Genomic DNA, 7,340 nt, shown 5'->3' on the forward strand with positions numbered 1-7,340 from the left:
CACGGTGAGCGATGCGGGCGGGCTGACGTTGCCGGCCGCGTCCGTGGCGACGACGTTGACCACGGTGCCGTCCGGCAGGGCCGTGCCCGGTGTGACGCTCCAGTTGCCGGCGCCATCGGCGGTGGTCTGGCCGATCACCGTGCCGTTGCCGTCGGTGACGGTGACCGTCGCGCCGGCCTCCGCCGTGCCGACGATTGCGCTGCCATCGCTCGGCTGCAGCACTGGCGCGGCCGGCGCCAGCGCATCGACAGTGGTCGTCGCCGGCGGGCTGGCGTTGCCTGCGGCATCGGTGGCGACAGCGGTGATGACCGTGCCGTCGGGCAGAGGACTGGCGGGGACGAGGCTCCAGTTGCCGGACGCATCGACCGCGGCCTGCCCGATCACCGCACCGTTGCCGTCGGTCACCGTCACTGTCGCACCGGCCTCCGCGGTGCCGTTGATCTCGCTGCCGTTGCTCGGCTGCAGCACCGGTGCCGCGGGTGCCACCGCGTCCACCGTGGTGGTCGCCGGCGGACTGACCGTGCCGGCGGCATTGCTGGCGACCGCCGTGATCACCGTGCCGTCCGCCAGCGGTATGGCCGGGGTGAAGCTCCAGTTGCCGGACGCATCGACGATGGCCTGGCCGATCGATGCGCCGTTGCCGTCGGTCAGGGTGATGGTCGCGCCTGCTTCCGAGGTACCGGCGATGACGCTGCCGTTGCTGGCGTCGATGACCGGTGCCGCCAGCAGATCCGGCGCCTGCACGCTGGCCGGCGGACTGGTGTTGCCGCCCGGATCGGTCACCACCACGGTCAGCGTCTCGCCATCGGTCAGCGGCGGCTGCAAGGGCACGGTGAAGGTGCCATCGCTGCCGACCACGGCCGTGACGTCCGGCACGCCGTCGCCATTGGTATCCACGCCCACTGTGGCGCCCGCCTCCGCGGTGCCGGTGAGGCTGCCGCCATCGGCCGAGACCTGCAGATTGCCGGCCGCCGCCGGCGGCGTGGTGTCGGGCGCGTTGACGCTGGCGCCGGGGCCGGTGTTGCCGGCCGTGTCGGTCACCACCACCGTCAGCGGTTCGCCATTGGTGAGTGGCGGCTGCAGCGGTACGGTGAAGGTGCCGTCGCTGCCGACCACGGCGGTCACGTCCGGCACGCCATCGCCATTGGTATCCACGCCCACCGTCGCGCCTGCCTCCGCCGTGCCGGTGAGGCTGCTGCCATCGGGCGCCACTTGCAGATTGCCGGCCGCACCGGGCGGGGTGACGTCCGGCGCCTGCACCATCGCCGGCGGGCTGGAGGCCCCACCAGGGCTGGTGACCACCACGCTTACCATCTGGCCATCGACCACCGGCGCCGGCAGCGTCACGGTGAAGCTGCCGTCGGTGCCGACCAAGACCACCGTGTCCACCTGTCCGTCACCATCGATATCGATGCCGACCCAGTGGCCGGGCGGCGCATTGCCGGTGATCTGGGTGCCGTCCGGAGAGATCTGCAGATTGCTCGCCACGGCCGGTGCCGACGGCTGCGGCTGCGGCTGCGGCTGCGGCTGCACGATCTCATTGCGATCGTCCTCGCTGCCCATGCTGGCCAGCGCGCCCGCGCCGAGTGCGACGCCACCCGCCATCAGCCAGGGCGCCGCCAGCCCACCGGCCATGCCGCCCGCGCCAGCCGCAGTCAAGGATTCGAACCCGGCCTCGCCCGTCACCGGCGCATAGCTGGCCAGCAACGCACCGTCCTCGCTGCTGGTCGCGAACTGCACTGCCACCGGACGCTCATCCCGGGTCAGGAACAACTGGCTCGGTTCGGCCGAGGCGTCGAAGAAATGGGCGATGCGGACCATCTCGCCGTTCTTCAGCCTGACGACCAGGTCGCCGCCCTCACGCGTATAGGCGGCGACGCTGTCCGGCGCCACATCCAGCACCACCTGGCTGGCCCTGGTGAGGTTCACCACGCCATCGGCGGGCAGCGGCACGGCCTGGGCGCGCGCGGGGTCCGCATCGTGCGGGACAACCTTGACCTGGATACTCATGACGAACACTCCTTTCGCGAGGATGGGCGGAAGCGGGCGAGCGTGAGCCGATGGCCTGGGGCAATCGACGCGCCTGGGCGCCGTGCCGGCCGATGCGCAGGCAACACCTCACCTACGCGGCCCTATCGGTCCACGACAAGCATTGGATCGGTGATCAAGCAACGCAGCGCACGCACTGCCGCGCGCCACGTCGGGGTGGACGCAGCTAGCGTCGGGGTCGTTGCGAGGGAGAAACCCGGGGATGAGGCCGGCGGCGGCAATGCGCCACGTGACGGGGCGAACGAGACAAACGGGCGGTGTCCACTGACATCACGGGCACTCCTTGTGAAAGCCAAACAGTTCGAACGGCAGGACGGCAACACCATGTGCAGTGACACTGCGCCGACATGCCTCGCCTGCATTGCGAGGTGCCACCTTCAGGTCCGGATTGATCGTGCCGCATACCCGCCAAAGAACTGGCGTTACGCGGTCCCCCCTTCCGTTTGCACGCACCGATCTTTGCCAACGACGACACACATAGGCAATAAATCGGCACAAATACGTGACACAACTGTGTTTAGCACCACACTCCAGCGACGCTTTTTTCACAAAGCCCGCTGCGGGTTTTTCAAGGTTATTGCGCAAAGCAATAAAAAAATGACGCCACCGGCATGGCCCGGTCCTGCGCGGCTGCGTGCGTCCCTCCATCGGCTGCGTTCGCCGAACCGCGCCGGTAAACGATTGCATCGACAGGCGCAGGCGACACCGTGCGGCCGGCGCGCCTGCGCAGCGCCCGGCCCTGTCATGGCGATCGGCCCACCAAACCCGGACGGTCGGCAGCGCGACGCATGGCGTCGCGCGCCGCCGGTGCGGCACTCTCTGGCTCAGTACACCGGCAAACTGATGAAACTGGCCTGCTGCGGCGTGTGCCAGATCCGCTGCGTCGCCTTCTGGTAATCGCCGGGCTTGGCGAAGTAGATGTTGGGCACGTAGGTCTGCGGATTGCGGTCGTACAGCGGGAACAGGCTCGACTGCACCTGCACCATCACCCGGTGGCCGCGCTCGAAGGTGTGGTTGGCCGTCGGCAGGCCGAAGCGGTAGGCCAGCGGCTGATTCGGGGTCAGCGGCGCCGGATGCTCGAAACTTTCGCGGTAGCGGCCGCGGAAGATCGCCAGCGACACCGGCAATTCGTAGCCGCCCAGTTTCGGCTCGGACGCCATCTGGTCCGGGTACACGTCGATCAGCTTCACCACCCAGTCGCTGTCGCTGCCGCTGGTGGAGGCCTGCAGGTTCACCTGCGGCGCGCCGGCGATGCGCAGCGGCGCCTGCAGCGGTTCGCTGACGAAGGTCAGCACGTCCGGGCGGCCGTCGACGAAGCGCTGGTCGTGCACCAGCCAGGTGGTCCACATGTCGCGGTCGCCGAACACCACCGGGCGCGGCACGAACGGCACGGGCTTGGCCGGGTCGGACACGTATTCGGTGTACTCGCCCTGCCCGGCCTTGGGCGCCTCGAACGAGACGCGGCCGCCGGCCTCCAGGTACAGCGGCTTGCTCTGCGCCGGGCAGCCCTGCGCGCAGCTCAGCGGCCAGCGCTGCAGGCGGTCCCAGTGGTTGGCGCCGGTGTCGTAGATCAGCACCGGCGGCGTGTCGGCCTTGGGCGCGCCGTCGACCAGGTACTGATCGAAGAACGGCTTGAGCACGTCGCGGCGGAACTGCAGCGCGGTATCGCCGTCGAACTGTAGTGCGCCCAGCGAGGCGCCCTCGTAGTTGACCTGGCTGTGCCGCCACGGCCCCATCACCAGGTAGTTCTTGTCGTTGCCGGTATCGCGCGGCTCCATCGCCTCGTAGCTGTGGATCGCGCCCCACATGTCTTCCTGGTCCCACAGCCCCTGCAGCCACATCGTCGGCACCTTCAGCGGGGTGCGCGCCATCACCTTGTCCAGCGCCTGCTCCTGCCAGAACGCATCGTAGGCCGGGTGCTCGGTGAGCTTGCGCCACCACGGCAACTGCTCCAGCCCGGCGGCCTTGGCGTAGTCGCCAGCCGAGCCGGCGCGCAGGAAATTGCTGTAGTCGTCGTAGCCCTGGCGCGGGATGCCCTCGCCCTTGCCGCGCCGGGTCATCTGGCCGGTGAAGTAGTCCAGGTTGACCTGGCGGAAGGCGCCGTAGTTGAGCCAGTCGTCGCCCATCCAGCCGTCGATCATCGGGCTTTCCGGCGCGGCCACCTTCAGCGCCGGATGCGGATCGGCCAGCGCCATCACCACGGTGAAGCCCTCGTAGGACGAGCCGATCATGCCGACCTTGCCGTTGGATTCGGGCACGTGCTTGACCAGCCAGTCGATGGTGTCCCAGGCGTCGGTGGCATGGTCGACCTTGGTCGGGTTGAGCGGCCCGCGCAGCGGCCGGGTCACCACGTAGTCGCCCTCCGAGCCGTATTTGCCACGGATATCCTGGAACACGCGGATGTAGCCGCCATCGACGAACACCTCGTCGCCCTGCGGCAGCAGATCGCGCATGTGCGGCGAGGCCAGCCGGCTGGCACGGCCGCTGGCGTCGTAGGGCGTGCGGGTCAGCAGCATCGGCGCGCCGTGCGCGCCCTTGGGCAGCACGATCACCGTATGCAGCTTGACCCCGTCGCGCATCGGGATCATCACCTCGCGCTTGATGTAGTCGTTGGCCGCGGTCGGCGCGACGAAGGGCTTGCCGGTAATGTCCGGGGTCATCGGTGCGGTCTGGGCGAACGCGGTGCCGGTGGTGGCGAGGGCGACGGCAGCGGCGAGCAGGCAGGGAGCGAGGCGGCGCATGGGCATTGGATCCCGAAAGGAGGCGAATCCGCGACGCTAGGCGACGGCGCCTCACTCGGCAAGTGACAAAGGCTGGGTCGCCGACCCTCGCCGTTGGCGCCGCGGGCACGCGAGCGCGCAGGCACGCCATGCCAATCAGCCCAGGTGGCTGCCCTGCCCCAACTCCACCGACACGACGCAGATCAGTCCCTTGCCAGGCAGCTCAGGCGCCCGACCGACCAGGATCGCAGCCTCAGTGCCGCACCTGGCCTTCGCCGCGCACCACGAAGCGCTCCACGGTCAGCGCTTCCAGGCCCATCGGGCCGTAGGCGTGCAGGCGCGTGGTGGAGATGCCGATCTCCGCGCCCAGGCCGAGTTCGCCGCCGTCGGAGAAGCGCGAGGAGGCGTTGACCATCACCACCGCCGCGCGCAGCGCCTGCACGAAGGCCTCCGCGTTGGCCGCATCGGCGGTGGCGATGACTTCGGTGTGGTCCGAGCCGTAGCGGCGGATATGCGCGATCGCGGCGTCCAGGTCGGGCACCACCGCGACCGCCAGGATCAGGTCCAGGTACTCGGCGGCGTAGTCGTCGTCGCTGGCAGGGTCGATGTCCGGCAGCAGCGCGCGGGTGGCGGCATCGCCGCGCAGGGTAACGCCGCGCTCGCGCAACGCCTGCGCCGCCAGCGGTAGGAAGCGCGGGGCCACGTCGGCGTGCACCAGCAGCGTCTCCAGGGAGTTGCAGGCGGCCGGCCGCGTGGTCTTGCCGTCGACCAGCAGCTTCACCGCCAACGCCAGGTCCGCCGAGGCGTCCACGAACAGATGGCACACGCCCTTGTAGTGCTTGATCACCGGCACCCGCGCATGTTCGGCGACGAAGCGGATCAGGCCCTCGCCGCCGCGCGGGATCGCCAGGTCGACGATGTCGTTCAGCTGCAGCAGCTCCAGCATGGTCTCGCGGCGCAGATCCTCGACCAGGGTCAGCGCGGCCTCGCCGATGCCGGCGGCGCGCAGCGCCCGGCGCAGTGATGCGGCGATGGCGGTATTGGAGTGGATCGCCTCGGAGCCGCCGCGCAGGATCACCCCGTTGCCGGCCTTGATGCACAGCGCCGCGGCGTCGGCGGTGACGTTCGGACGTGCCTCATAGATCATCGCCACCACGCCCAGCGGCACGCGGATCTTCTGCACGCGGATGCCGTTGGGGCGCACGTCGTCGCGGGTGACCTGCCCCACCGGGTCGGGCAGGCCCGCCACCTCGCGCAGCGCCGCGGCGATGCCGTCCAGGCGCTTGCGGTCCAGCGCCAGCCGATCGAGCATCGCGCTGCCGACGTCCTTGGGCCGCGCCGCCTCCAGATCGCGCGCATTGGCGGCGAGGATCGCTTCGGCATCCGCCTCCAGCGCCGCCGCCATCGCCTCCAGCAACGCCTGTTTGGCCGGCGACGACAACTGCGCCAGCGCTTGCGCGGCATCGCGGCAGTGCAGGGCCTGGGTGCGGATGGAGGTCATTGGGCGGCTCCGGTGGATTCGGGATTCGGGATTCGGGATTCAAAAAGGCTACGCGCGATGCGAGGAAATCAGAGGCGGCGAATGCGATGCGCGATGCAGGTGCCGGCCTTGCGGCGCAGACGCGGCCGGCGCAGGGCGGGCGCGCTTACGCCGATTCCCCATTCCCGACTCCCGATTCCCGCACCACCACCAGATCGTCGCGGTGGATCACGTTCTCGCCGTAGTTGTAGCCCAGGATCGCCTCGATGTCGCGCGAGTGGCGGCCGGCGATGCGGCGGATGTCCACCGCCGCGTACTGGCTGACCCCGCGCGCCAGGCAGCGCTCGCCGGCCGCGTCGCGCAGGCGCACCTCGACCATGTCGCCGCGGCGGAACTCGCCCACGGCACCGGCCACCCCGCCCGGCAGCAGCGAGGCGCCCTTGTCGAGCAGCGCGGCGGCAGCACCGGCATCGACCAGGATCGCCCCCGGCTCCACCGGCACGTGGCGCAGCCAGTACTTCCGCGCAGCGATGCGGGTGCGCGCGGCATGGATGCGGGTGCCGCGCAGGCTGTCCTGAGCCAGGCCGCGCAGCACCTCGGCGCTGCGGCCGTTGAACAGATAGGTCTCGATGCCGGCGGCGCCGGCCTTGGCCGCGGCCTCCAGCTTGGTGCGCATGCCGCCGGTGCCCACGCCGCTGCCGCTGCCGCCGGCCATGGCCAGCACCGCCGCGCTCAGTTCCTGCACCTCGTGCAGCGGTTGTGCCTGCGGGTCGCGGCGCGGGTCGGCGGTGTACAGGCCGTCGATATCGGTGGCGATGAACAGCGCATCGGCGTCGACCAGGGCGGCGACGATCGCGGCCAGATTGTCGTTGTCGCCGAGCTTGAGCTCGTCTACCGAGACGGTGTCGTTCTCGTTGACCACCGGCAGCGCGCCCAGCCGCAACAGTTCGCCCAGCGTGGCGCGCGCATTGAGGTAGCGGCGACGGTTGCGCAGGTCGTCGTGGGTCAGCAGCACCTGCGCCACCGGCCGCTCGAAGAAGCGCTGCCACAGCGCGATCAACTGCGCCTGGCCGAGCGCGGCCAGCGCCTGC

At 70.2% G+C, this 7,340-nt stretch carries 4 protein-coding genes; all 4 read right to left on the bottom strand.

All coding sequences use genetic code 11. The features are described 5' to 3' along the window. Positions 1–2,010: Ig-like domain-containing protein (locus tag D183_RS0119760; protein ID WP_017910531.1), on the bottom strand; the 2,010-nt coding region annotated here is incomplete at its 3' end. Positions 2,011–2,873: 863 nt separating this feature from the next. Continuing rightward, a complete protein-coding gene (locus D183_RS0119765) occupies positions 2,874–4,790 on the bottom strand; it encodes a CocE/NonD family hydrolase (protein ID WP_017910532.1) in 1,917 nt (638 codons plus the stop codon). 232 nt (positions 4,791–5,022) lie between these two features. Next, positions 5,023–6,270 carry a glutamate-5-semialdehyde dehydrogenase gene (locus D183_RS0119770; protein WP_017910533.1) on the bottom strand — a complete coding sequence of 416 codons (1,248 nt, stop codon included), beginning with the start codon at positions 6,268–6,270 and terminating at the stop codon, positions 5,023–5,025. A gap of 145 nt (positions 6,271–6,415) precedes the next feature. Beyond that, the coding region (gene proB, locus D183_RS25350) for a glutamate 5-kinase (protein WP_017910534.1) at positions 6,416–7,340 on the bottom strand (925 nt) is incomplete at its 5' end.

Source organism: Xanthomonas sp. SHU 199, assembly GCF_000364665.1.
GTDB lineage: Bacteria > Pseudomonadota > Gammaproteobacteria > Xanthomonadales > Xanthomonadaceae > Xanthomonas_A > Xanthomonas_A sontii.